A 23,503-nucleotide genomic window follows, 5' to 3' on the forward strand; every position below is an offset into this window, starting at 1 on the left:
TATTCCAGCATCACGCGTCGCGGGTCATGACGGCCGGCCTGCCGGGGTGATCGGCCCTGACCACGACGTCGGCGGCCTGCTGGGGCCGTGCCTCGCGCTCGTACCGCTCGTACGCGGGCAGCCGCCACCGCTCGTCCTCGGGGGTCCCGCGCTCCAGCGCCCCCGCCGACAGCCACACGTGCACGCTCACCTCGAACGCCAGCCCCCGTCCCAGCAGCAGCGTCCCGTCCACGACCAGCACGCCGCCCGGGGGCAGCTCCTCGTACGGCGCCCGGTACGCCCGGTCGACGCGGCTGTCCCAGAGCCGCGGCAGCACCCGTCCCGAGCCGCCCCCGTCCAAGGGCTCCAGCACTTCCCTCCGGAGCGCCTTGACGTCGAGCCAGTCCTCGTAGAAGGCGTCGGGGTCGGTCCTGCCGTGTTCCAGACGCAGCGACGCGGGCCGCAGGAAGTCGCCCGCCGACACGCGCAGCACGGGCCGCCCGCGCAGCCTCAGCGGGGCGACCAGCTCGTCGGCCAGCGTCTCGGGGCGCGCCGCCGGGGCCCCGTCCACGGCCACCCGCACCCACCCCGGCCGCCCGGCGACCAGCTCGGCCAGCTCCTCGACCAGGCCGTCACGGGAGATCGCTCGCGCACGCATGCCTAGGAACGCGGGCCCGCGGTCACGTCCCTGGGGCGGGCGGTCAGGCAGCCCCCTCGGGGCAGGATGACGGCCGCCCGAGCCGGATCGCCTTCGTACCGGGTCGCAATCCCGAAGATCGCCTCAGCAGCCACCTGCGGAGTATAGGCACACGCCCGGCGGCCAGGTCGTCCCCGGCCCTCTGGAACGGCTCACACCCGCCCGCCGAGCGCCCGCGCGACCGTGAGGCTGTCCTCGTAGATGTGATACCGGGTGACCAGTCCGCCCTCAACGGTGAGGTGCAGGGCGAACGGCGAGGTGTACGCCGTGCCGCCGGCCCGCACCGTCTGCGCGATCTCTCCGAGCACGACGGCGTGCGTGCCGTCGACCAGGATCCGCGTCACCGACGTGCCGTTCAGCTCGGGCACGTGATGGGCCTCCAGCGACCGGAAATGATCCGCCACATCGGCCCGGCTGGACCTCGGAATGATCCACGGCACCGCCGGATGCCCCTCGGCGGGCCAGTCGAGCTGCCAGTCGACCGGCTCGGCGAACAACTCGGCCGTCCGCTCGTGATCGCCCTCGGCCATCCGGCGCAGCAGCTCTTCCACGACGTCACGGGTGTCATCACTCATGCCGCAACCCTCTCGGCCCGGGGTGCGGCGCGTCGATTACCTCGGAGGTAACGAAAGATCGGGCAGAAAGTGGCGGAGACCACGAAGGCCAGGTCGCCTCATGAGGCTGACCTGGCCTTTCGACTCTGGAGCGGACGACGGGAATCGAACCCGCGTAGCTAGTTTGGAAGACTAGGGCTCTACCATTGAGCTACGTCCGCGCGAACCGGTCGAACTCTGGTCTAGACTTCATCCGGTCGTCAGGGCGTAAGCGTACCGGAGTCCCGGAGCGCATGCGCACTCGGCGAGGCGGGGCGTGGCGCAGCTTGGCAGCGCGCTTGCTTTGGGAGCAAGAAGTCGCAGGTTCAAATCCTGTCGCCCCGACCAGCTCAAGCGGCCCTTTCCATCCGGAAAGGGCCGCTTGCTTGTGTAACGGCACGGGTGTCATTTGGCGGAAGGCCACCGAAGGGCCAGCACCGAGGTTTCGTCGGTGACGTAGAGCGTCTTTCCTGAGGCGGCCAGGCTCTCCGGGTCCTGCAACGGTTCCTCTCTGAGGAGACGGCCGTTCTTCAGGTCGAAGGTGCACACCGCGTCCGCGCTCGCGAGATGGACGGCTCCGGCGGCGACCACCGCTCGCCCCAGAGAGGACCCCTTCACCGTCTGCCGCCACCGCACCTTTCCTGTGGCGGTGTCCATGGCGAGGAGGGTCCGGTTGAAGTCGTACGCGTACACCAGCTCGCCTGCCGGTACGGGCGTGATACCGGGCAAGACAGTCTTGTCTATAACGTCCATGTCCTCCAGGCCGGTGGCGATCGGCCTCCGCCAGCGGCGCTCGCCGGTGTCGGCGTCGAAGGCGTAGAGGGTTCCCGTGTCGTCGACGCTGTATACGACACCCCTCCCCGGGACGAGGTCGCCACTGACGGTGTACTCGCGCAGTCGCATCGCGCTGCTCCACCGTCGACGTCCGGATCCGGCCTCCAGGGCGTGGATCGTCCCGTCACTCAGCCTGGCGTAGATCGATCCGCCGGACTTCATGAGGCTTACGAAGCCGCCGCTCGGACTGCCTGGCAGGGCGCACTTCCACCGGACGCGTCCAGTGGTGATCTCGATGGCGTGGACCTCGGTGGCATCGCCGCCGAAGCCGGCGTAGAGCAGGTCGCCCGCGGACGTGAAGCTCCCCTCGTAGCGGCCGCTGCCGCCACGCGTCCAGCGAGAGGTGCCGTCCGCCGCGTCGTAAGCGGATAACTTCTCCCGTCCTTGCACGACGACCAGCCCCTTGGCCACGACTGGCGGCTGCTGCTCGATTTGCGACTCCACCTTCCGCTTCCATCTGGACTTGCCGTTCTCGAGCCCGTAGGCGGAGATGGAGAACCTGTCACGAAGATAGACGACCCCCTTCTTCACGACGGGGACCAAGCTGTCTAGTCCGCCCGCCGGCTCGTACCCGGGCGCCGACCACAGCACCTTGCCCGTGTCGGGATCCAGCGCGCGCACCGTGCCGCCGAAGACCGTCGTGAACACCACACCGCCCGCGACGGCCAGGGGTCTGCCACCTATGCCGAAGGACATCGGAGTACGCCAGCGGATCGCCTGCCGCGCGCTCACGCGCGGGGGCTCCGAAGTGTCGCGCGGGGAGGCCGGCGAGTCATCGCTCGGCGTCTTCGGCTTGGAGCTGTCGCCCGATGTCTTCGACTCTGGGGGGAATGCCATGAGTGCACCGACCCCGCCGATCGTCGCCACGACCAGACCTGCGCGTCCGTATGCCAGGATCCGCCGCCTGGACGGACCCTGGCCGGAAGGAGGCGGTGCGCCGCTAGGCTTCGGCCGGGTGGTGGCGGCGGCAGGGGTCGCGGGCTGCTCCTCCAGACGTCGCGTGGCCGGGACCTCCGGCGGCGCGGCGGGCGGCTGGTCCAGGCGTCGCGTGACGGAGGCGCCCAGGTCGGACGGCAGCCATGAGGTGCCCTGCAGCATCTCCATCTGGGGGACGTGCGGTGACAGCCGTTCCAGGATCCGCCCTGGGGTGGGTCGGAACTCCGGCTCCTTGACCAGGCAGGCGGCGACGAGGTCCCGCAGGTTCGGATCCGCTATCCCGTCCAGCCGGGGTTCCTCGTGCACGATCCGGTAGATCAACGCCTCGATCGCGCCGAGCCCGAACGGGCCCACGCCGGTGAGCGCGTAGACGAGCACTGCGCCGAGCGCGAACACGTCGGTCGCGGCACTGGTCTCCACGCGCCCGGTGGCCTGCTCGGGCGCCATGAAGCCGGGAGAGCCGAGGACGGATCCGGAGGCGGTCACCGTGCCGGTTCCCGCCGCTCTGGCTATGCCGAAGTCGATCACCCTGGGACCGTCGGGGGTCAGGATCACGTTGGACGGCGTCAGGTCACGATGCACCACGCCGGCCTGGTGGATGGCCTCCAACGCCTCGGCCAGGCCGGCGCCGAGCGCGAACACGCTGTCCACCGGCAACGGGCCGTGCTCCGTGACGGCCCGCTGCAGGGACAGGCCATGCAGGTAGACGGTGGCCAGCCAGGGTACGGGCGCGTCAGGATCGGCATCGATCACCGGGGCGGTGAAGGCTCCGCTCACCGCACGCGCCGCCGTCACCTCACGGCGGAAGCGGGTCCGGAACTCCGTGTCCTCGGCCATTCCCGGGTGGACGAGCTTGAGCGCCACCTCGCGGCCGGAGCGGGATCTGGCGAGATAGACCTGGCCCATCCCGCCGGCGCCGAGGCGGGTGATGATGCGGTATCCGCCGACCCACCGTGGGTCGTCAGCTCTGAGGGGGTGCATAGGGTCACCTACTTAGCCACCGCGCCACATGATCGTCAAGGGCCGCGACCGGCGGCCCTGCTCGCATTCAAGGTCAGGGCATGCGGGCGATCAGCGACTTCGGGGCGATCTGGCGGTACTTCCCCCTGCGCCCCTGGAGGCGCGGCGCACCAGAAGGCGATCCGGTCGTCGTGGTGGTGGTCGGCGAACATCACGAACGTCCTCTTCCCCCGGACGAACCAGGTCGGCTCCCCGTGGCTGAGCCGTTCGGCGACCTCCGGCAGCGCGAGGCAGAGGGCGCGCAGCCCCGTCCCAGGGCGTCCACGACGGAGGCGTCAGCCCGTCAGCGTGAGCGGGTTGACCAGGTCGGCGTAGACCAGCAGGCCGGCCATGATCATCATGACGAACGCGATCGCGTACGTCAGCGGCAGCACCTTCGCGATGTCCACGTACGCGGGCTCCGGCCGTCGCATGATCTTGGCGTACGCCCGCTTGATGCCCTCCCACAACCCGCCGGCGACGTGACCGCCGTCGAGCGGCAGCAGCGGGATGAGGTTGAACAGGCCGATCGCCAGGTTGAACCCGGCCAGCAGGTTGACGAAGATGGCGATCTTCTTCTCGTTGGACAGGTCGGAGGCGAGGATCTCGCCGCCCATGCGGCCCGCGCCGACCACGCCCACCGGGCCCTCGGGGTCGCGTGCCTCGCCGGAGAAGGCCGCCTGCCAGACGCCGACCATCTTCTGCGGCAGGTTGAGGATCGAGCCCGCCACCCGGCCCGTCAGCTCGCCCATGTAGCCGAGGACCTGGCCGATGCTCTGCTGCTGCATGACCTCGGTGGGCAGCACGCCGAGGAAGCCGACGTTCTTGTCGATCTTCTTCGGGTCCTGGAGGTTGGGGCGGTCCTGGGCGATGAGCGTGACGTTGAGCGTCATGGGCTTGCCGTCGCGGACGATGCCGAGCGCGACCGGACCGGGCCCGTGGGAGCGGATCAGGCGGGTGGCGTCCTCCCAGGAGGCGATCTTCTGGCCGTCGAAGGCGACCATGCGGTCACCGGGCTTCATGCCCGCCTGGGCGGCGGGGGTGGGCTGGTCGCTGGACTTGCACGTGGTGCGGTGCTCCGAGATCGGGATCACGCACGTGTCGGTCTCGGGCGACACGACCGGCGCCCAGGTGGGCAGGCCGATGCCGACCAGCAGGATGCTGAAGAAGATGAACGCGAGCACGAAGTTCATCGCCGGGCCGCCGGACATGATGATGACCTTCTGCCACCACTTCTTCCGGTAGAAGACCCGGTCCTCGTCGCCGGGGCGCACCTCCTCCTGCGCGGCGTCGCGCGCCGAGTCGATGAGGCCCTGGAACGGCCCCGTCGAAGTGCTCCTGAGCTTGGTCGGGTCGTCGCCCGGGCGCGGCGGCAGCATGCCGATCATGCGGATGTAGCCGCCGAACGGGATCCACTTGATGCCGTACTCGGTCTCGCCCTTCCGCCGTGACCAGGCGGTCGAGCCGAAGCCGACCATGTACTGGGTCACCTTGACGCCGAAGATCTTGGCCGGCACGAGGTGGCCGATCTCGTGCAACGCGATGGAGAACATCAGCCCGAGGAGAAAGAGGATGATCCCCACGATGTAGAGCCAGTTCATCTATGCGCGCTCCGTAGCCGACGACAGGGGCGGACGAACCGTCCGACAGCCCCAGGGTAGTCGAACGAGCCCTGCTCCACGGCTTGCGTGCCATTTAGAGAGGATTGACAGTCCGCTATCAAACAATCACTCTGAGTTACGACGGAGGGGGACGTCTTGATTCAGATACTGATAGCCGAGCACCTGCCCTTGGTCCGCCGCGGCCTGCTCGCCACTTTGAGTGCCGAGCCCGATCTGCGCGTCGTCGCCGAGGTCGGGTGCCCCGAGGAGGCGGTGCGGGCGGCGCTGGCGTACGGGCCGGACGTGGCGGTCGTCGACCTCGACCTGCCGGGGCTGCCGGTGGCCGTCCAGTTGGCGGAGCAGGCGCCGCGCTGCGGGGTGCTGATGCTGTCGGCCCAGCCCAACCCCGGGCAGGTGCGCAAGGCGCTGTCCGGGCCGGCGCTGGGGTTCATGAGCCTGTGCGTACGGCCGGAGCGCCTGGCCGAGGGGGTGCGCCAGGTCGCGGAGGGCCGCCGGGCCATCGAGGCGGAGCTGGCCGTGGCCGCGTTCCAATGCGCGACGAACCCGCTGACCCGGCGGGAGCTCGACGTGCTGCGGATCGCCGCGGGCGGGGCGCGTTCGACGGAGATCGCCGATCAGCTCTTCCTGTCGGTGGGCACTGTGCGTAACCATCTGTCGCGGATCATGTGCAAGACGGGCGCCCGCAACCGTCTCGACGCCGTACGCATCGCGAGCGACTCCGGGTGGATCTGAGACGGGTCCGGTGGAGCCGCGCCGCTCCGCCGGGCCCGAACCCCTCGAGGATCTCAGCACGGCGAGCACGCTGCCAGTGAGCGCCATCACGACCGCCCCGTGTGAAACGTCACCGGGCGGGAGCGGCCTAGGGCCGCCAGATCAGCACGAGCGCGCAGTCGTCGTTGTGCCCCGAGGCCATGGCGTTGACCAGGGCCCTGGCGCCGTCGCGGAAGCCGGACGGCAGCAGCCGCTCCGCCTCGCCGAGCAGCCTGTCGAGCCCGGCGTCGATGTCGCGCCCCGGCTGCTCGATCAGCCCGTCGGTGTAGAGCAGCAGCGCGTCGCCCTTGCGCAGAGTGCCGCTGTCGGGCTCGCAGTGCAGGTCGGGGACGACGCCGAGCACCACGCCCTTGGCCGAGGCCACCTGCCAGTTCCCCGTGCCCGCGTCGAACTTCACCACCGGCGGGTGACCGGCCGAGGTGATCGTGTAGTCGCCGGTGTCGAGGTCGAGGCGTACGTGCACCGCGGTCACGAAGCCTTCGTCGCCCCGCTGCCGGTGCAGGTAGGTGTTGCACGCGGGCAGGAAGTCCTCGACCGAGCCGAGCAGCCCGCCGAACGTGCCCGACAGCAGCAGCGCCCTGGTGCCCGCGTCGACCCCTTTGCCGGACACGTCGACCAGCGCGATCTCGACGGAGTTGCCGTCGCGCATGGAGACCAGGAAGTCGCCGCCGAACGAGGACCCGCCCGCCTGCTTGAGCACGACCTTGCCGCCCCAGTCCTTCGGCAGCGCGGGCAGCTCGCCCTGGCTCTTGAGCCGGTCGCGCAGCTCCAGCAGCATCGCGTCGCCGCGCAGCCCCTGAACGCCCAGCTTGCCCCTGGTGCGCGCCATGAGCACGGCCAGCACAGTGGTGAACCCGATCGTCACCATGAGCCCCAGGCCGACGCGGCCCACGCCCAGCGTGATCGCGATGTAGCCGAGCGCGACCCCGACCCCCACCAGCAACTTGACCAGGCTGCCCAGCCGGAGCTGGAGACCGCCGACCAGGGTGACCAGGATGAGCAGCGACGGCGAGAACCATTCGGTCGACACCTTCGCCGCCAGGAACCCGATGACGAGCGCGAGCGCCGTCAGCGCGACGAGCAGGTTGCGGTCGCGGGCCAGCGGGCCACGCCGGACGAACCGCACGGCAGCCACCAGAAACGGCACCCGCACCAAGACCGCGCGGACCCGTGGCGGGATCAGCGGCGCCGGACGGGTACTCATGATGCGCCTGACTGTATCGGTCTGACCCGTGTTTGGGCAGCCCACTTGACCAAGGCCTTGATCATTAAGCACGTATATTGGGTGGCCGTCCCCCTTTGCCCGCTCCTACCGTGGACGGATGACGTATCCGATCCGTCCGATTGACGAATCCGAGTGGCCGGCCTACTTCTCGGTCCTCGAAGAAGCGTTCGGCTGGACGCCGCACCCCCAGCAGCGGGACCGGTTCAAGGCGGAGACCGAGTTCGATCGCACTCTGGCGGCCTTCGACGGCGACGTCGTCGCGGGCGTCGCCGCCGTCCTGAGCTTCACCATGACCGTCCCCGGCGGCCGGCTCCCCGTCGGGGCCGTGACGAACGTCGGCGTGCTCCCCTCGCACCGCCGCCGCGGCATCCTGTCCGCGCTGATGCGCCGGCAGCTCGCCGACATCCGCGAGCGCGGCGAGAGCGTCGCCGCCCTCTACGCCTCCGAACCCGCCATTTACGGCCGGTACGGATACGGCAAGGCCGCGCAGGAGCTGTCGTTCCGCATCAGCAAGGCCGGCTCGGCCTTCGTCAGGAACGCCCCGGTGGACCCGTCGCTGAGGATCAGGGTGGCCACCCCCGCCGACGTCCGCGCCGACCTGGAGCGGGTGTTCGCCTCCGTCGTGACCAGGCACCCGGGACGCTACGAGCGCAATCCGCACCGCTGGGACGCGATGCTGGCCGACGAGGAGTTCGACCAGCAGGGCAACGGGCCGCTGCGCTCGGTGCTCGCCGAGGACGACGGCGGCGTGCGCGGATACGCGCTGTTCCGCATCAAGACGGCCTGGGACGCCAACGGCATCCCCGACGGGGAGCTGAAGCTGCAGGAGCTGGAGGCGACCGATCCGGCGGCCTACGCCCTGCTCTGGCGCAGCGTCCTGGACCGCGACCTCGTCTCCAAGGTCGAGGCGGGCGGCCGGCCCGCGGACGACCCGCTGATCGCGCTGATCGCCGACCAGCGCCAGCTCCGCGCGACCTGGGCCGACGAGCTGTGGGTACGCGTGGTCGAGGTCGACAAGGCGCTGGCCGCACGCGCGTACTCGGCGCCGGTGAACGTGGTGATCGAGGTCGAGGACGACGTGTGCCCGTGGAACGCCGGCCGCTGGCGGCTGACCGCCGACCCCACCGGCGCCGAGTGCAAGCCGGCCGAGGAGGAGCCGGACGTGACGCTGCCGGTGGTCACGCTCGGCTCGGCGTACATGGGCGACGGCCTGCTCGTGGAGTCGATGGGGGCGGGCCTGCTGCGCGAGCACACCCGCGGCTCGGTGCGCGCGCTGGCCACCGCGATGTCGTGGAGCCCGAAACCGTGGTGCGGCTACGTCTTCTGACGACCCCCCACTCCGACCATGCTGGCGTAAGGTCGAAGGCATGGCATTGCAGAGCCTGCAGATCACCGCGACCATCGCCATGCGCGCCCGCGACGTGTCGAAACCGTCGAAGGAGCAGCAGGAGGCCGCCGACCGGCGGCCTCTGCGCGACGAGATGCCCAGGCGCGAGGTCAAGCGCAAGGGCTGAGGGCTAGGGCAGCGAGGGCAGCTGGCCGATCGTCTCGTACGTGGTCAACTGCGCGATGCGCCTGCTGTGGCGCTCGCTGCCGGAGAACGCCGTGCCCAGGAAGACCTCCACGAACCTGGTGGCGTCTTCCAGGGAGTGCATGCGCGCGCCGACGCTGACCACGTTGGCGTTGTTGTGCTCGCGGGCGAGACTGGCCGTCTCCTCGCTCCAGGCCAGCGCGGCGCGGATGCCGCGCACCTTGTTGGCGGCGATCTGCTCGCCGTTGCCGGAGCCGCCGATGACCACCCCCAGGCTGCCGGGGTCGCCCGCGACACCCTCGGCGGCGCGCAGCACGAACGCGGGATAGTCGTCCTCGGCGTCGTAGACGAAGGGACCGCAGTCGGTCACCTCGTGACCGTGGTCCTTCAGCCAGGACACGAGGTGGTTCTTGAGCTCATAGCCGGCATGGTCGGCACCGATGTAGACACGCACCCGCCCAGTCTTCCACAGCCCCCGCCGATGGGCCGCGCTGGCTAGAGTAAGGACCCCTACCGTTGTCCAGTCCTTACGAAAGTAGAAATCCATGCGTGAGATCCGCGTCATCGGCGATCCGGTCCTGCGCACGCCCGCCGAGCCCGTGACGGATTTCGACCGCGAGCTGCGCCGGCTGATCGACGAGATGTTCCAGTCGATGTACGCCGTCAACGGCGTGGGCCTGGCCGGCCCGCAGATCGGCGTGTCGCGCCGGCTGTTCGTGTACGACATCGCCGGGCGCAAGGGCCACATGATCAACCCGGTGCTGACCGTCGACGACCCGGAGGAGGTGACGGACGAGGAGGGCTGCCTGTCCGTGCCCGACCGGCAGACGCGGCTGCCGATCTACGCCCCGGTGGCGCGGGCCGCGGGCGTGACCGTCGAGGGGATCGACAGGCTGCAGCGCCCGGTACGGATCAAGGCCCGCGGGTCGCTGGCGCGCTGCTTCCAGCACGAGACCGAGCATCTCGACGGCAAGCTGTACGTCGATCGCCTACCGCGAAACGAAGCCCGCAAGATCATGCTCAGAGCATAGGTTGGGCGCATGAGCATACTTTCCGGGAAAGGTGCGTTGGTCACAGGAGGATCCAGGGGAATCGGCAAGGCCATCGTGGAGCGGCTGACCGCCGACGGGGCGGAGGTCGTCTTCTGCTACGAGCGTTCGGCCGAGGCCGCGGAGCAGGTCGCCAAGGAGACGGGCGCGCACGCCGTACAGGCGGATCTGGGCAGCAAGGAGGATCTGGCGCGGCTGTTCGGCGCGGCCGAGTCGCGGCTGCCCGGGCTCGACATCCTGGTCAACAACGCCGCCGCCGTCCTCGGGCAGAAGCCCATGGCGGAGATCACGGACGAGGAGTACGACCGGGTGTTCGCGGTCAACACCCGGTCGGTCTACCTGGCCATGCAGTGGGCCGCGCGGGTGATGCGCGACGGCGGGCGCATCGTCAACATCTCCACGCTCAACACCCAGGTGCCCGCTCCCGCCCTGACGCTCTACTGCGGCAGCAAGGGGGCCGTCGAGCAGTTCGCCAAGGTGGCGGCGCGGGAGCTGGGCGGGCGCGGGATCACCGTCAACGTGGTCTCGTCCGGCGCCACCGACACCGACATGCTGCGTGGCACCAATCCGCCGGAGGCGCTGGAGCGGACCGCGGCGATGACGGCGCTGCAGCGGCTCGGGCAGCCCGACGACATCGCCTCCGTGGTCGCCTTCCTGGCGGGACCGGACGGGCGCTGGATCACCGGGCAGAACCTGAACGCCACGGGCGGCCTGCTCGTCTGACCCCCTTCCCCTCGGCGTCGTCCCTCACGTCGGGGGCGGCGCCGCCCACAGCCGCTCCGACGCATACGAACGGCGCAGCAAGCGTGCGTCAGAGCTGCATGGCCTTCGTTTCGAGGTATTCCTCGAGCCCCTGCTCCCCCAGCTCGCGCCCCACCCCCGACTGCTTGTAGCCGCCGAACGGGGCCAGTGGGTTGAACCGGCCGCCGTTGATGGCCACCTGCCCCGTGCGCAGCCGCCGGGCGACCGCGATCGCGTGGTCCTCGCCGGCCGCCCAGACCGCTCCGGCCAGGCCGTACTTCGTGTTGTTGGCGATCGCGACCGCGTTGTCCTCGCTCGTGTACGGGATCAGCGACAGCACCGGCCCGAAGATCTCCTCCTGCTCGATCGTCATCCCCGGCTCCACCCCCGCGAACACGGTGGGCTCCACGTAGTAGCCCCGCTCGTGGGGCCGCTCGGTGCCGCCGGTCACCAGCCGGGCGCCCTCCTCCTGGCCCCGGTTGATGTAGCGGACCACGCGGTCGCGCTGGACGGCGGAGACCAGCGGGCCGATCTTGGTGGACTCGTCGAAGGGGTCGCCGACGGTGTAGCCGCGCGCCGCCGCGACGGCCAGGCGGACGGCCTCGTCATACTGGTCGCGGTGGACGATCATCCGGGTCAACGCCGAGCAGGTCTGGCCGGCGTTGACGAAGCAGTTGGCGACGCCGACCTTGACGGCCAGCGCCAGGTCGGCGTCGGGGAGGATGATGTTCGCCGACTTGCCCCCGAGCTCCAGCGCGACCCGCTTGACGGACTCGGCGGCGAGCGAGGCCACCCTGCGCCCGGCGGCGGTCGAGCCGGTGAAGGAGACCATGTCCACCTCGGGGTGGGCGGCCATGGCCTCGCCGACGACCGGGCCGCGCCCGCTGACCAGGTTGAACACGCCCGGCGGCAGACCCACCTCGGCGAAGATCTCCGCCAGCGCGTACGCCGCCAGCGGCGCCACCTCGCTCGGCTTGAGCACCACGGTGCAGCCGGCGGCCAGCGCCGGGGCCACCTTGCAGACGATCTGGTGCAGCGGGTAGTTCCACGGGGTGATCGCGGCCACCACCCCCACGGGCTCCTTGACCACCATCGAGTTGCCCACGCGTGACTCGCGGGGATGGCTCTCGGCCAGCTGCGCGTAGGAGGACAGCACGCCCGCCGGCATGAGCGTCTGCACCTTGCGCGCGAAGCCCAGCGGCGCCCCCATGTCGGTGGCGATCGTCTTGGCGATCTCCTCGGAGCGCTGCTTCAGCAGCTCGGCGGCGTCGCCGAGCAGCTTGCCGCGCTCCGAGGCGGCCGTTTCCGACCAGCCGGGGAAAGCCTTTCGAGCGGCGCCCGCGGCCGCTTCGACGTCGTCGGGAGACCCCGCGGGCACGCGGTCGACGATCTCTTCCGTGGCCGGGTTGACGACGTCGATGGACTCGTCCGACGCGGAAGCGGTCCAGGAGCCGCCGATGTACAGCTGACGCATAGCCACCATCCTGTCAGCACCGAAGGTGGCGGTGAGAGCCTCATCCTGAGGCGGGGATAAGTCTTCTACACCGCAAGCAGCGTTCTTCCGTCAGCGTACGACGATTGGCCCCCTAAGAATGAGAGGGTTAGTCGAATTCGGGCCGCTTTGTGCGGCTGCGCTTGAGTTCGAAGAAGTCCTCGAAGGAGGTGACGGCGAGCACGCCGTCCCAGAGCCGGCCCGCGTCCTCACCCCTGATGATCTTGGTGATTACCGGTCCGAAGAAGGCGTTGGCACCGACCCGGATGACCGGGGTGCCGACCTCCTGGCCGACGAGGTCGATGCCCTCGTTGTGGGAGGTGCGGATGGCCTCGTCGAATTCGTCGGAGTCGATGGCCTCGATGAGCTCCTTCTCGAGCCCCGTCGCTTCGAGCGCGCCCGCGATGACCTCGCGCAGGCGCTCCGGCTCCTTGCTCAGGCCCTGGTTGTGCAGGCGGGTGCCGAGTTCGGTGTAGAGCTGCCCGAGGATCTGGTCGCCGTGCTTGGCGGCCGCGGCGGCCACCACGCGGACGGTGCCCCTGGCCCGCTCGGTCGACTTGCGGTACTCATCCGGGATGTCCTTGTCCGCGTTGAGGACGTAGAGGGACATGATGCGCCAGCGAGGCTCGATGGGACGGACCTTCTCGACTTCGAGAAGCCATCGTGACGTGACCCATGCGAAGGGGCAGGCAGGATCGAACCACAGATCCACGGGAATCTTTTCGCTCATGTGGACCCGTAACCTGAGGTGGATCGAGTCCTATTCCCAGCGTGGCACGATTCCGACAGACTTCGATGAAGTGGTGAAAAGGAGCGCAACTTGGCAGGCAACCTGACCCGGGACGAGGCTCGTGAGCGCGCCCGGTTGCTGAAGGTGGAGTCGTACGAGGTCGCACTCGACCTGACCGAGGGGGAAGAGCGCTTCGAGAGCGTCACGACGGCCCGCTTCACCAGCGCCCGGCCAGGCGCGTCCACCTTCATCGACCTGCACGGCGCCCATGTGCGCAGGGTGACGCTCAACGGCGAGGACCTCGACGTGTCCGCCTACGACGAGGAGAAGGGCCGCTTCCCGCTCCCGTCGCTGGCCGAGTCCAACGAGCTTCGCGTGGACGCCGACTGCAGCTACATGCGCACCGGCGAGGGCCTGCACCGCTTCGTCGACCCGGTGGACAAGAAGGTCTACCTGCACAGCCAGTTCGAGACGGCCGACGCGCACCGCATGTACGCCTGTTTCGACCAGCCCGACCTCAAGGCCACCTTCCAGCTCACCGTGCTGGCCCCGGCCGACTGGGAGGTCGTCTCCAACGCCGCCGCCTCGGCGGTCGAGGAGCTGGCGGAGCAGGGCGGCAGGCACGGGGCGGTGGCTCCGGCCAGGCGGTGGGAGTTCCCGCCCACGGCGGCCATCTCGACGTACATCACCGCGCTGGTGGCGGGGCCGTACCACAAGGTGACCTCGGAGCACGACGGCATCCCGCTGGGGATCTTCTGCCGGGCCTCGCTGGCCGAGCACCTCGACGCCGACAACATCCTCGAGGTCACCCGGCAGGGCTTCGACTTCTTCCACAAGGTGTTCGGGGTGCGTTACCCGTTCGGGAAGTACGACCAGTGCTTCGTGCCCGAGTTCAACGCCGGCGCCATGGAGAACGCGGGCTGCGTGACGTTCCTGGAGGACTACGTCTTCCGCTCCCGCGTCACCGACGCGGTGGTCGAGCGGCGCGCCGAGACGATCCTGCACGAGATGGCGCACATGTGGTTCGGCGACCTGGTCACCATGCGCTGGTGGGACGACCTGTGGCTGAACGAGTCGTTCGCCACCTACATGTCCGTCCTGGCGCAGGCCGAGGCGACCAGGTGGGGCAAGGGCGCGTGGACCACGTTCGCGAACGTGGAGAAGGCCTGGGCCTACCGCCAGGACCAGCTCCCCTCGACCCACCCCATCGCCGCGGACATCCCGGACATGCAGGCGGTCGAGGTCAACTTCGACGGCATCACGTACGCCAAGGGCGCCTCGGTGCTCAAGCAGCTCGTGGCCTACGTCGGCCTGGACAACTTCCTGGCCGGCGTGCGCGACTACTTCGCCGAGCACGCCTGGGGCAACACCGAGCTGAAGGACCTGCTCAACGCCCTGGAGCGGACCTCTGGCCGCGACCTGTCGTCCTGGTCGAAGGAATGGCTGGAGACGTCCTGGGTCAACACGCTGCGGCCCGCGTTCGAGGTGTCCGACGGCCGGTTCACCGGCTTCGAGGTGGTGCAGGAGGCGCCCGCCGAGCACCCGACGCTGCGCTCGCACCGGGTCGCGATCGGCCTGTACTCGCTGGTGGACGGCGAGCTGAAGCAGACCAAGCGGGTCGAGCTGGACGTGGTCGGCCCCCGTACGAGCGTGGCCCAGCTGGTCGGCGAGGAGCAGCCGGACCTGGTGCTGCTCAACGACGACGACCTCACCTACGCCAAGATCCGCCTCGACGATCGCTCGATGCGGACGCTGGTCGAGGGCGGCATCGCGGCGTTCACCGAGTCGCTGCCGCGGGCCCTGTGCTGGTCGGCGGCCTGGGACATGACCCGTGACGGCGAGATGGCCACGCGCGACTACGTCAGGCTGGTCATCTCCGGCGCCGCCACGCTCAAGGACATCACGGTCCTGCAGGCGGTGCTGCGGCAGGCGCGCCTGGCCGTCCAGCAGTACGCGGACCCGGCCTGGCGGGCCGAGGGCCTGTCGCTGCTGGCCGCGGAGCTGCGCGAGCGGCTCGCCCAGGCCGCGCCGGGCTCCGACCACCAGCTCGCGTTCCTGCAGGCGTTCGGGCCGGTGGCCACCTCCGGCGCGGACCTCGACCTGCTGCAGCGCATCCTCGACGGCTCCGAGGTGCCCGAGGGCCTGAGCGTGGACGCCGACCTGCGCTGGTCGCTCGTGCACGCGCTGGTCGCCGGCGGCCGGCTGGGCGAGGCCGACATCGACGCCGAGCTGGAGCGGGACCCTACCGCCACGGGTGAGCGGTCGGCGGCGCAGTGCCGGGCCGCGATCCCGACCGCCGAGGCCAAGGCGGCCGCCTGGGAGCGGGTCGTGGGCGGCAAGCTGGCCAACCACATCGCGCGTACGACGATCGCCGGGTTCCAGGACCCGCACCACCCCGAGCTGCTGGCGCCGTACCGGGAGAAGTACTTCGCCGAGGTGGGGCGGATCTACCGGGAGTGGACGTTCGACCAGGCGTCGAACTTCGCGGTGGGGTGCTTCCCCGCGCTGCTCATCGAGCCGGAGACGGTGCGGGCCGCGCAGGACTACCTGACGGCCGAGCAGCCGCCGCAGGCGCTGCGGCGGCTGATCCTGGAGGGCGCCGACGGCGTCAGCCGGGCACTGCGCAACCGCGAGAAGGACGCCGAGTCCGCCTGAGGCACCGAAAGGACCCCCGCCCACACCGGCGGGGGTCCTTTCGCGTGTCCGGGGGTTGACAGGCGGCCCGCACGAGGGGGATATTTCGGGACTAACTTTACTTCTGAAGAAAGTCCCCTATCGCATGGTAAGCACCGATCGCGGCGACCTCACCCGGACGGCGATCCTCGCCCTGCTGGGCACGGTCGGGCCGCTCAGCCGCAGCGAGATAGCGCGCCGGCTCGACCTCAGCCCGGCCACCGTCACCCAGCTCACGCGCGAGCTCATGGGGCACGGGATGCTCGAGGAGCTCGACCTGAAGCCGTCGCGCGGCGGGCGGCCCGCCGTGCGGCTGGGGCTGGTGGGCAGCGCGGGGCGGGCGCTGGGCGTCAAGGTGACGGCCGATCACCTGGTGCTCGTCGACGTTCGGCTCGACGGGGAGGTGCTGGGCTCCTGGGAGCGGCCCTTCGACCCGGCCGCGCCCGACGCGCTCGACTCGCTGGCGGGGGCGATCTCGTCCGTGGTGGCGGAGAGCTCGGCCGACGAGCGGACGCCGCCGCTGCTGGGAGTCGGGGTCGGGGTGCCCGGCAGCGTGGACGACCAGGCGGCCGGGACGGTGAACGCGCCCACGCTCGGGTGGCAGGCCATGGCGGTGGGCGATTGGCTGCGCCGCCGGCTCGAACTTCCGGTGCTGGTGGAGAACGACGTGAACGCGCTGGCGGCGGCCGAGCGGCTGTACGGGCGGGGGCGTACGCACCGGGACTTCCTCGTGGTGACGATCGGGCGCGGCGTGGGCGCGGCGATCGTGGCGGACGGGCGGGTGTACCGGGGGGCGCGCGGCGGCGCGGGCGAGTTCGGCCACCTGCCGGTGGACCCCGGCGGGCCGGTGTGCGGGTGCGGGGCCCGGGGCTGCCTGGAGGCGTACGTCGGCGCCGCGGGCCTGGTCGCCGCGGCCCGGGCCAAGAACGTCCATCTCGATCTGCCGGCGCTCGGGCGGGCCGCCGCCGGGGGCGAGGCGGGGGCGCGGGAGGTGTTCGCCGAGGCCGGGGCCATCCTGGGCCGGGCCACCGCCGGGCTCATCAACGTCGTCGACCCCGAGGTCGTGGTCGTGCTCGGCGAGGGGACGGCCGACTGGCCGTTCTGGCGGGCGAGCTTCGACGCGGCGCTCAGGGCGCAGCTCTACCCGGGCCGGCGCGACATCTCCGTCGAGGTGGAGAGCTGGGACGACACGAGCTGGGCCCAGGGCGCGGCGGCCCTGGTGCTGGCCACCCCGTTCGACGCCGCGGGGGCGGCGGGCGAGCAGGGCCGCCTGGTACGCGCCCGCCTGATCGGGGCGGCGCCGTGACCCTCACCCAGGGCCCGCCCAGGAAGGGCTGGCGGTACGGGCTCACCGTCGCCGTGTTCCTGCTCCCCAGCCTCGTCCCCCTGACCCTCTACACGCTCATCCCGATGCTCGGCTCGTTATGGACGAGCCTGCACGAGTGGGACCTCATCACCGAGATGCGCTGGGTCGGCCTGGACAACTACATCGAGCTGATCGGCGACCCCGAGACCCGGGCGGCCTTCCTGCACACGCTCTCCTTCATCGCCGGCTACCTGCCGCTCGTCTACGTCGGCGGGCTGGGCCTGGCCGTGCTGCTGAACCGGGCGATGCGGGGCCGGAGCCTGCTGCGCGGCGTGTACTTCCTGCCGGTGATCACGAGCTGGGTGGTCGTCGCGCTGATGTGGAAGTGGCTGCTCAACCCCGCCAGCGGCATCGTCAACTGGGCGCTCGGCCTGCTCGGGATCAGCGGCCCCGGCTGGTGGACCGACCCGGACTGGGCAATGCCGTCGATCATCCTCGCCTCGGCCTGGAAGGACCTGGGCTTCGTGATGATCATCCTGCTGGCCGGGCTGCAGGCGATCCCCCGCGAGTACCAGGAGGCCGCCATGGTGGACGGCGCGTCTGCCTGGCGCAGGTTCCGGCACATCACGCTGCCGCTGCTGTCCCCCTCGACGTTCTTCGTGATCGTGATCTCGCTGATCAACGGCTTCCAGGTCTTCGACCAGGTCAAGATCATGACCGGCGGCGGTCCCGGGGGCGCGACGCAGGTGGTGGTGTCGCAGATCTACGACCTCACCTTCAGGTACGGCAGGGCGGGCGCGGCCTCGGCGCTGTCGTGGCTGCTGTTCGCCGTGGTGCTGCTGGTGACCGTCGTGCAGATCCGGGGCCAGCGGCGGTGGGTGACCTATGGGTAGGGTCCTCCGCTACCTGCTGGTCGGGCTGGGCGCGCTGGCGATGCTGTTCCCGTTCGCGTGGGCGGTGATCACCTCCGTCACGCCCGGTGACGCGGTGCTGGCCGTGCCGCCCGACTTCACGCCCGAGGGCGCGAGCCTCGACGCGTACGGCAAGCTGCTGGAGACGCTGCCGTTCTGGCGCATCGTGCTCAACAGCGCCTGGATCGGCGCCGCCTCGACCGCCCTGCAACTCGTCACGAGCGCGATGGCGGCCTACGCGTTCGCGCGGCTGCCGTTCCCCGGCAGGGGCGCGTTGTTCTCGGTCTATCTCGCGACGTTGATGATGCCGCTGCCGGTGCTGGTCGTGCCGCTGTTCATCGAGATGCGCACGTTCAACCTGGTCGACACGTACTTCGCGCTGCTCGCGCCGACGATCGCCTCGGCGTTCGGGGTGTTCCTGCTGCGGCAGGCGATCAATCAGGTGCCCCGGGAGTTCGACGAGGCGGCGGTGCTGGACGGCGCCGGACATTTCCGGATCTTTCTGTACGTGGTGCTGCCGCTGATCCGCCCGGCGCTGGCCACGTTCGCCATCTTCGGCTTCATGGCCAGCTGGAACAGCTACCTCTGGCCGCTGATCATCATCAAGTCGCCCGAGTTCATGACCCTCCCCCTGGGCCTGGCGACGCTGCACGGCCAGTTCACCACCGAGTGGGACGTGGTCATGGCGGGCTCGGTGGTCAGCGTCGTACCGATCCTCATCCTCTACGTCTTCGCGCAGAAACACGTCATCGCCAGCGTCGCGCAGAGCGGGCTCAAGTAAAGGAATCCCCCCATGTCCAGACATTTCCTCATCGTTGCGGCGGCCACCGCGCTGCTCGCCTCCGCCTGTGCCCAGGGTTCGGCCACGAAGGCCACGACCGGCGCGGACGGCCGGGTGACGCTGCGGTACTTCACGTTCTCGGCGGCCCCCGACCACGTCAAAGACCTGGACAAGATCGAGAAGGCCTTCGAGAAGCAGAACCCGAAGGTGGACGTGGTCGTCGAGACCGCGCCGTTCGACGAGTACTTCACCAAGCTCCAGACCAGCATCGCGGGCGGCACCGCGCCGGACACGTTCGAGCTCAACTACGAGAACTTCGTCACCTACGCCGGCGCCGGCTCCCTGCTCGACCTGGCGGGCGGCGACACCTCGGCGTATGCGCAGGAGTCGCTCGACGCGTTCAAGCGCGACGGCAAGCAGTACGCCCTGCCCGCGTCGTTCTCGACGGTCGTGCTCTTCTACAACAAGGACCTGTTCGAGAAGGCCGGGGTCGCCCTGCCGACGGCGGACTGGACGTGGGCCGACGAGCAGGCGGCCGCGGCGAAGCTGACCGACCGCAAGAAGGGCGTGTACGGCGACTTCCAGCCGGTGCAGTTCTTCGAGTTCTACAAGACGCTCAAGCAGGCGGGCGGCGAGTTCCTGTCGGCCGGCGGGAAGAAGGCGGCGTTCGACAGCCCGCAGGGCGTCAAGGCGGCGCAGTGGCTGGTCTCCAAGGTGGGCAAGACCATGCCGACCGAGGCCGAGATCGGCGGCACCGCCGACTACGACACGAACCTCTTCAAGTCCGGCAAGCTCGCCATGTGGCACAACGGCATCTGGCAGTTCGCCGGGCTGAAGGACGTGCCGTTCGAGTGGGACGTGGTCGTCGAGCCCGGTGACGCCGCCAAGGCCAGCGCGGTCTTCCACAACGCGGTGGCCGCCTCGTCGACCACGAAGCACGCCGAGCAGGCGGGGGCGTGGGCCCGCTTCCTGTCCTCCTCGGACACCGCGGCCACCACGCGCGTCGAGTCCTCCTGGGAGCTGCCGCCGGTGGCCGACCAGCAGGTGCTCGCCGGCTACCTCAAGGACCCGAAGCCGGCCAACCGGCAGGCCGTGTTCGACTCGCTCAAGTCCATCGCGCTGCCGCCGGTCATCAAGCGGCAGCAGGAGATGCAGGACGCGGTGACCAAGCAGCTCGGCGAGGCCGCGGCCGGGCGCAAGCCGGTGGCGGACGCGCTCAAGGCCGCCGCCGCCGACGTGAACGCCCTGCTCGGCTGATCTTTTAGGAGAGTTCTCGTTGTCCCTCGTCGCGCACAGCCTCGACGTGATCAAGAGGTTGCAGTCCCCCACCGGGGCCTATCCGGCCTCGCCCACCTTCTCCGCCTACCGCGGCTACTCGTGGCTGCGGGACGGGGCGTTCATCGCCGAGGGGGTGAGCAGGCACGGCGACGTGGCCGAGGCGGACGCCTTCCACGCCTGGTGCGCCCGGGTGGTCGCGGACCGGGCGGACCAGGTGGACTCGCTGGTCTCGCGGGCCGCCCGGGGCGAGGCCGTACCGGTCGCGGAGATGCTGCCGACCCGCTTCACCCTCGACGGGGCGGACGGGGCCGACGACTGGTGGGACTTCCAGCTCGACGGGTACGGGACGTGGCTCTGGGCGCTGCGCGAGCACTGCGCGCGGCACGGCGCGGTGGTCCCCGGCGTCGAGAAGGGGGTCAGGACGGCCGTCCGATACCTGGCGGCGTTCTGGCACCTGCCCTGCTACGACTGGTGGGAGGAGCACGTCGAGCAGCGGCACGTGGCCACGCTCGGCGCGATCCACGCGGGGCTGCGCGCCGCCGCCGCGCTCGGCGTGCTGAGCGCGGCCGAGGAGGCGTCGGCCGGCGAGGCGGTCGCGGGCATCACGGCGCTGGTGGAACGCGAGGGCCTCGTCCGGGACGGGTCCGGCCCGCCGCGGCTGCGGAAGTGGCTCGGCGGCGACGCCGTGGACGCCAGCCTGCTCGCGTGCGTGGAGCCGTTCGGCCTCTACCCGGCCGCGCACCCGGTCGGGGCGGCGACGGTCGCCGCGGTGGAGCGTGCGCTCGCCAGGGACGGCGGGGTGTATCGCTACCTCGCCGACACCTTCTACGGCGGGGGGCGGTGGGTGCTGCTGGCCGGTTTCCTCGGCTGGAACCACGCCAGGGCGGGACGCCCCGACGCGGCCCGGCGGTATCTGGACTGGATGGCCGCCCAGGCCACCGCCGACGGTGACCTGCCCGAGCAGGTGTCCGACCTGCTGCTGGCACCCGGGCGGCGGCAGGAGTGGCTCGACCGCTGGGGGCCCGTGGCCACGCCGCTGCTGTGGTCGCACGGCATGTATCTGATCCTCGCCGACGAACTGGGAGTACACGCATGATCCGGCATCGGCCGCACGGCTCGGGGCACCCGTACGCCGAGACCGAGGACCAGCGCGTCCCGGCCAGACCCGCCGACGGGGAGCCGGTGGAGCTGCGGGTGCGGGCCTCGGCGAACGCGGTCGCCGTGGTGTGCGAGTGGGCCGCCGACGGCGCGCCGCCGGTCGAGCTCCCCCTGACCAGGCGCGACACGGGTGCAAGTGCGGGTGCGGGTGCGGACGGCGGGCATCTGGCCGCCGCCCAGGCCAGGGCCACGCGGGCGGCCGCCGGGTCGTGGGCCGTCCGGACGCCCGCGCTGCGGGCCGGGCACCGGTACGCCTACCGCTTCCGCGCCACGACCGCCGGCGGCGCGACCCGTACCGGCAGGTGGTTCGAGGTGTCGGCGGCGAGCTGGTCGGACGACGGAGGGAAGCTCGACGTCACCGGCGCCGACCGGATCGTGCCGGGGAGCGTGCGGTGGCTGTCGGACGGCGACGGGCCGCTGCGGGCGCGGTTCGAGCTGGCGCTGGGGCCGGAGGAGCACGTCGTGGGGTTCGGCGAGCGGTTCGACGCCGTGGACCAGCGCGGGCGCGAGCTGGACGCGGTCGTCTTCGAGCAGTACAAGGCGCAGGGGCGGCACGGCCGCACCTACCTGCCGATGCCGTTCGCGATGGTCGTGGGCTCTGCCGACTCCCATGGGGCCGCGAGCTGGGGCTGGCACGTGCGGACCTCGCGGCGCACCTGGTACGACGTGGCCGCCTCCACGCCCGGCCGGATTCTGGTGGAGGCCGAGGTGGGCCGGAACGGCGAGCTGGGCGTGCGCTTCCACGACGGCGACGCGCCCGCCGACGTCCTGCGGGGCTTCCTCGACGAGGTCGGGCGGCCCACGGAGCTGCCGCCGTGGGTGTTCCGCCTGTGGGCCAGCGGCAACGAGTGGAACACGCAGGAGCGGGTGCTGGCCGAGATGGACCGGCACCGCGAGCACGGCATACCCGTGGGCGCGCTGGTCATCGAGGCGTGGAGCGACGAGAGCACGTTCACAGCGTTCAGAGGGGCCGAGTACGAGCCCTCCGAGGAGCCGCACCGCCTGGCCGACTACGCCTTCCCGCCCGACGGACCCTGGCCCGACCCCAAGGGCATGGTGGACGAGCTGCACCGCAGGGACATCAAGGTGCTGCTCTGGCAGATCCCGCTGCAGAAGACGCGCCCCCACCCGAGGCACCAGGCCGCCGTGGACGCCGGGCAGCTCGTCGAGCGCGGGTACGGCGTGCGCGAGCCCGACGGCCGCCCCTACCGCAACCGGGGCTGGTGGTTCCCGCTCGCGCTCATGCCCGATCTGTCCTCCCAGGAGGTGCGCGACTGGTGGACGGCCAAGCGCCGCTACCTGGTCGAGGAGGTGGGCGTCGACGGGTTCAAGACGGACGGCGGCGAGCACGCCTGGGGCCACGACCTGCGCTACGCCGACGGGCGCGACGGCGCGGAGGGCAACGGGCTGTTCCCCGTCCACTACGCGCGGGCCTTCGGCGACCTGCTGCGGTCGTGCGGCAAGGCGCCGGTGACGTTCAGCCGGGCCGGGTTCGCCGGGTCGCAGCCGCACGGCGCCTTCTGGGCCGGGGACGAGGACTCCACGTGGGAGGCGTTCAGGTCGTCGATCAGGGCCGGGATCACGGCCTCCGCCTGCGGGATCGTCTACTGGGGCTGGGACCTGGCCGGCTTCTCCGGCGAGGTGCCGGGGGCCGAGCTGTACCTGCGGGCGGCCGGGGCGGCGGCGTTCATGCCGATCATGCAGTACCACTCCGAGTTCAACCACCACCGCGCGCCCCTGCGGGACCGCACGCCGTGGAACGTCGCCGCCCGGACCGGGGACGAACGGGTGATCCCGGTGTTCCGGCGGCTGGCCGAGCTGCGCGAGCGGCTGGTGCCGTACCTGGTGGAGCAGGCCCGTACGGCGGTCGGCGGCGGCGCCCCGCTCATGCGCGGCCTGTTCTTCGACCACCCGCGCGACCCGCGAGTCTGGCGGTATCCCCTTCAGTACAAGCTCGGGGACGCGCTTCTCGTGACCCCCGTGACCGAGCCCGGCATTTCGGAAATTTCGGTGTACCTACCGGACGGCGAATGGGTCGACGTCTGGACCGGGCATGACCTGCCGGGCGGCCGGGAGGTGACGCTGCCCGCCGAACTCGATCGCCCGCCCGTCACCTGCGAGAAGGCGCACTGGACACGCCTCGCGGAAGTGTTCACCGACTTGCCGAAAGCACACCAGGCGCGGTGTTAGCCTCGGG

At 70.8% G+C, this 23,503-nt stretch carries 20 protein-coding genes and 2 tRNA genes; 13 read left to right on the forward strand and 9 right to left on the reverse strand.

Annotated features, from left to right (window positions below):
• Nucleotides 1–10 precede the first annotated feature (10 nt).
• The 3 genes from ABZS69_RS18540 to ABZS69_RS18550 form a co-directional block, all read right to left on the reverse strand.
• On the reverse strand, nt 11–637 hold the full coding sequence (locus ABZS69_RS18540) for a uridine kinase (RefSeq protein WP_355373452.1): 627 nt from the start codon (nt 635–637) through the stop codon (nt 11–13).
• Between the two features lie 191 nt (nt 638–828).
• Nucleotides 829–1,251, reverse strand: a complete 423-nt coding sequence (locus tag ABZS69_RS18545) for a nuclear transport factor 2 family protein (RefSeq protein ID WP_355373455.1) — start codon at nt 1,249–1,251, stop codon at nt 829–831.
• A gap of 126 nt (nt 1,252–1,377) precedes the next feature.
• A tRNA-Gly gene (locus ABZS69_RS18550) sits at nt 1,378–1,451 on the reverse strand.
• An 89-nt stretch (nt 1,452–1,540) separates the two neighbouring features.
• On the opposite strand from ABZS69_RS18550, the gene ABZS69_RS18555 reads away from it, so the two are divergent.
• Nucleotides 1,541–1,617: transfer RNA gene (locus tag ABZS69_RS18555), tRNA-Pro, on the forward strand.
• Nucleotides 1,618–1,674: 57 nt separating this feature from the next.
• On the opposite strand, the gene ABZS69_RS18560 is transcribed toward ABZS69_RS18555, so the two are convergent.
• Both ABZS69_RS18560 and ABZS69_RS18565 read right to left on the reverse strand, forming a co-directional pair.
• Nucleotides 1,675–4,020 (reverse strand): PQQ-binding-like beta-propeller repeat protein, encoded by a 2,346-nt coding sequence (locus tag ABZS69_RS18560; RefSeq protein ID WP_355373458.1) that lies wholly within the window; start codon nt 4,018–4,020, stop codon nt 1,675–1,677.
• A gap of 314 nt (nt 4,021–4,334) precedes the next feature.
• On the reverse strand, nt 4,335–5,639 hold the full coding sequence (locus tag ABZS69_RS18565) for a M50 family metallopeptidase (RefSeq protein WP_355373461.1): 1,305 nt from the start codon (nt 5,637–5,639) through the stop codon (nt 4,335–4,337).
• A gap of 156 nt (nt 5,640–5,795) precedes the next feature.
• On the opposite strand from ABZS69_RS18565, the gene ABZS69_RS18570 reads away from it, so the two are divergent.
• The gene (locus ABZS69_RS18570) at nt 5,796–6,392 is read left to right on the forward strand and encodes a response regulator transcription factor (RefSeq protein WP_355373464.1); all 597 of its coding nucleotides are present in this window, start codon (nt 5,796–5,798) and stop codon (nt 6,390–6,392) included.
• 127 nt (nt 6,393–6,519) lie between these two features.
• Here the strand turns inward: ABZS69_RS18570 and ABZS69_RS18575 are convergent, their stop codons facing one another.
• Nucleotides 6,520–7,635: a PP2C family protein-serine/threonine phosphatase gene (locus ABZS69_RS18575; protein WP_355373467.1), complete on the reverse strand. Its 1,116-nt coding sequence runs from the start codon at nt 7,633–7,635 to the stop codon at nt 6,520–6,522.
• A 118-nt stretch (nt 7,636–7,753) separates the two neighbouring features.
• Between ABZS69_RS18575 and ABZS69_RS18580 the strand changes: the two genes are divergently transcribed.
• Both ABZS69_RS18580 and ABZS69_RS18585 read left to right on the forward strand, forming a co-directional pair.
• Nucleotides 7,754–8,983: a GNAT family N-acetyltransferase gene (locus ABZS69_RS18580; protein ID WP_355373470.1), complete on the forward strand. Its 1,230-nt coding sequence runs from the start codon at nt 7,754–7,756 to the stop codon at nt 8,981–8,983.
• A gap of 40 nt (nt 8,984–9,023) precedes the next feature.
• The gene (locus ABZS69_RS18585; protein WP_355373472.1) at nt 9,024–9,170 is read left to right on the forward strand and encodes a hypothetical protein; all 147 of its coding nucleotides are present in this window, start codon (nt 9,024–9,026) and stop codon (nt 9,168–9,170) included.
• Nucleotides 9,171–9,173: 3 nt separating this feature from the next.
• On the opposite strand, the gene ABZS69_RS18590 is transcribed toward ABZS69_RS18585, so the two are convergent.
• Entirely contained in the window at nt 9,174–9,641 is a 468-nt protein-coding gene (locus tag ABZS69_RS18590) for a ribose-5-phosphate isomerase (RefSeq protein ID WP_355373475.1), read from the reverse strand.
• Between the two features lie 91 nt (nt 9,642–9,732).
• Here ABZS69_RS18590 and def point away from each other — a divergent pair, with 91 nt between their 5' ends.
• A complete protein-coding gene (gene def / locus ABZS69_RS18595) occupies nt 9,733–10,218 on the forward strand; it encodes a peptide deformylase (RefSeq protein WP_355373478.1) in 486 nt (161 codons plus the stop codon).
• Nucleotides 10,219–10,254: 36 nt separating this feature from the next.
• On the forward strand, nt 10,255–10,959 hold the full coding sequence (locus ABZS69_RS18600; RefSeq protein WP_355373481.1) for an SDR family oxidoreductase: 705 nt from the start codon (nt 10,255–10,257) through the stop codon (nt 10,957–10,959).
• A gap of 88 nt (nt 10,960–11,047) precedes the next feature.
• On the opposite strand, the gene ABZS69_RS18605 is transcribed toward ABZS69_RS18600, so the two are convergent.
• The gene (locus ABZS69_RS18605) at nt 11,048–12,451 is read right to left on the reverse strand and encodes an aldehyde dehydrogenase family protein (RefSeq protein ID WP_355373484.1); all 1,404 of its coding nucleotides are present in this window, start codon (nt 12,449–12,451) and stop codon (nt 11,048–11,050) included.
• 127 nt (nt 12,452–12,578) lie between these two features.
• Nucleotides 12,579–13,079 (reverse strand): disulfide bond formation protein DsbA, encoded by a 501-nt coding sequence (locus ABZS69_RS18610; RefSeq protein ID WP_355373487.1) that lies wholly within the window; start codon nt 13,077–13,079, stop codon nt 12,579–12,581.
• Nucleotides 13,080–13,289: 210 nt separating this feature from the next.
• Here ABZS69_RS18610 and pepN point away from each other — a divergent pair, with 210 nt between their 5' ends.
• The 7 genes from pepN to ABZS69_RS18645 all read left to right on the forward strand — a co-directional run bounded on the left by pepN (nt 13,290) and on the right by ABZS69_RS18645 (nt 23,496).
• Nucleotides 13,290–15,854, forward strand: a complete 2,565-nt coding sequence (gene pepN / locus ABZS69_RS18615) for an aminopeptidase N (protein WP_355373489.1) — start codon at nt 13,290–13,292, stop codon at nt 15,852–15,854.
• Between the two features lie 124 nt (nt 15,855–15,978).
• Nucleotides 15,979–17,178, forward strand: a complete 1,200-nt coding sequence (locus tag ABZS69_RS18620; protein ID WP_355373492.1) for an ROK family transcriptional regulator — start codon at nt 15,979–15,981, stop codon at nt 17,176–17,178.
• The gene (locus ABZS69_RS18625; RefSeq protein ID WP_355373494.1) at nt 17,175–18,071 is read left to right on the forward strand and encodes a sugar ABC transporter permease; all 897 of its coding nucleotides are present in this window, start codon (nt 17,175–17,177) and stop codon (nt 18,069–18,071) included. The genes ABZS69_RS18620 and ABZS69_RS18625 overlap by 4 nt, the downstream gene beginning before the upstream one ends.
• Nucleotides 18,064–18,870, forward strand: coding sequence for a carbohydrate ABC transporter permease (locus ABZS69_RS18630; protein ID WP_355373497.1), 807 nt, complete (start codon nt 18,064–18,066; stop codon nt 18,868–18,870). Before ABZS69_RS18625 ends, ABZS69_RS18630 begins: the two co-directional genes overlap by 8 nt.
• Nucleotides 18,871–18,882: 12 nt before the next feature.
• Nucleotides 18,883–20,127 (forward strand): sugar ABC transporter substrate-binding protein, encoded by a 1,245-nt coding sequence (locus ABZS69_RS18635; RefSeq protein WP_355373499.1) that lies wholly within the window; start codon nt 18,883–18,885, stop codon nt 20,125–20,127.
• Nucleotides 20,128–20,146: 19 nt separating this feature from the next.
• Nucleotides 20,147–21,244: a glycoside hydrolase family 15 protein gene (locus ABZS69_RS18640; protein ID WP_355373502.1), complete on the forward strand. Its 1,098-nt coding sequence runs from the start codon at nt 20,147–20,149 to the stop codon at nt 21,242–21,244.
• A complete protein-coding gene (locus tag ABZS69_RS18645; protein WP_355373505.1) occupies nt 21,241–23,496 on the forward strand; it encodes a TIM-barrel domain-containing protein in 2,256 nt (751 codons plus the stop codon). The genes ABZS69_RS18640 and ABZS69_RS18645 overlap by 4 nt, the downstream gene beginning before the upstream one ends.
• Nucleotides 23,497–23,503 lie beyond the last annotated feature (7 nt).

Origin of the sequence: Nonomuraea sp. NPDC005650 (assembly GCF_040605375.1) — a bacterium.
Lineage (GTDB): Bacteria > Actinomycetota > Actinomycetes > Streptosporangiales > Streptosporangiaceae > Nonomuraea.

Excerpts from the sequence above, each read along its gene's own strand:
- ABZS69_RS18565 (WP_355373461.1), bottom strand. The coding sequence starts at position 5,639 with ATGAACTGGCTCTACATCGTGGGGATCATCCTCTTTCTCCTCGGGCTG.
- ABZS69_RS18545 (WP_355373455.1), bottom strand. The coding sequence starts at position 1,251 with ATGAGTGATGACACCCGTGACGTCGTGGAAGAGCTGCTGCGCCGGATG.
- ABZS69_RS18580 (WP_355373470.1), top strand. The coding sequence starts at position 7,754 with ATGACGTATCCGATCCGTCCGATTGACGAATCCGAGTGGCCGGCCTAC.
- ABZS69_RS18645 (WP_355373505.1), top strand. The coding sequence starts at position 21,241 with ATGATCCGGCATCGGCCGCACGGCTCGGGGCACCCGTACGCCGAGACC.
- ABZS69_RS18610 (WP_355373487.1), bottom strand. The coding sequence starts at position 13,079 with ATGTCCCTCTACGTCCTCAACGCGGACAAGGACATCCCGGATGAGTAC.
- ABZS69_RS18620 (WP_355373492.1), top strand. The coding sequence starts at position 15,979 with ATGGTAAGCACCGATCGCGGCGACCTCACCCGGACGGCGATCCTCGCC.
- ABZS69_RS18560 (WP_355373458.1), bottom strand. The coding sequence starts at position 4,020 with ATGCACCCCCTCAGAGCTGACGACCCACGGTGGGTCGGCGGATACCGC.
- ABZS69_RS18585 (WP_355373472.1), top strand. The coding sequence starts at position 9,024 with ATGGCATTGCAGAGCCTGCAGATCACCGCGACCATCGCCATGCGCGCC.
- def (WP_355373478.1), top strand. The coding sequence starts at position 9,733 with ATGCGTGAGATCCGCGTCATCGGCGATCCGGTCCTGCGCACGCCCGCC.
- ABZS69_RS18635 (WP_355373499.1), top strand. The coding sequence starts at position 18,883 with ATGTCCAGACATTTCCTCATCGTTGCGGCGGCCACCGCGCTGCTCGCC.
- ABZS69_RS18605 (WP_355373484.1), bottom strand. The coding sequence starts at position 12,451 with ATGCGTCAGCTGTACATCGGCGGCTCCTGGACCGCTTCCGCGTCGGAC.
- ABZS69_RS18575 (WP_355373467.1), bottom strand. The coding sequence starts at position 7,635 with ATGAGTACCCGTCCGGCGCCGCTGATCCCGCCACGGGTCCGCGCGGTC.
- ABZS69_RS18630 (WP_355373497.1), top strand. The coding sequence starts at position 18,064 with ATGGGTAGGGTCCTCCGCTACCTGCTGGTCGGGCTGGGCGCGCTGGCG.
- ABZS69_RS18540 (WP_355373452.1), bottom strand. The coding sequence starts at position 637 with ATGCGTGCGCGAGCGATCTCCCGTGACGGCCTGGTCGAGGAGCTGGCC.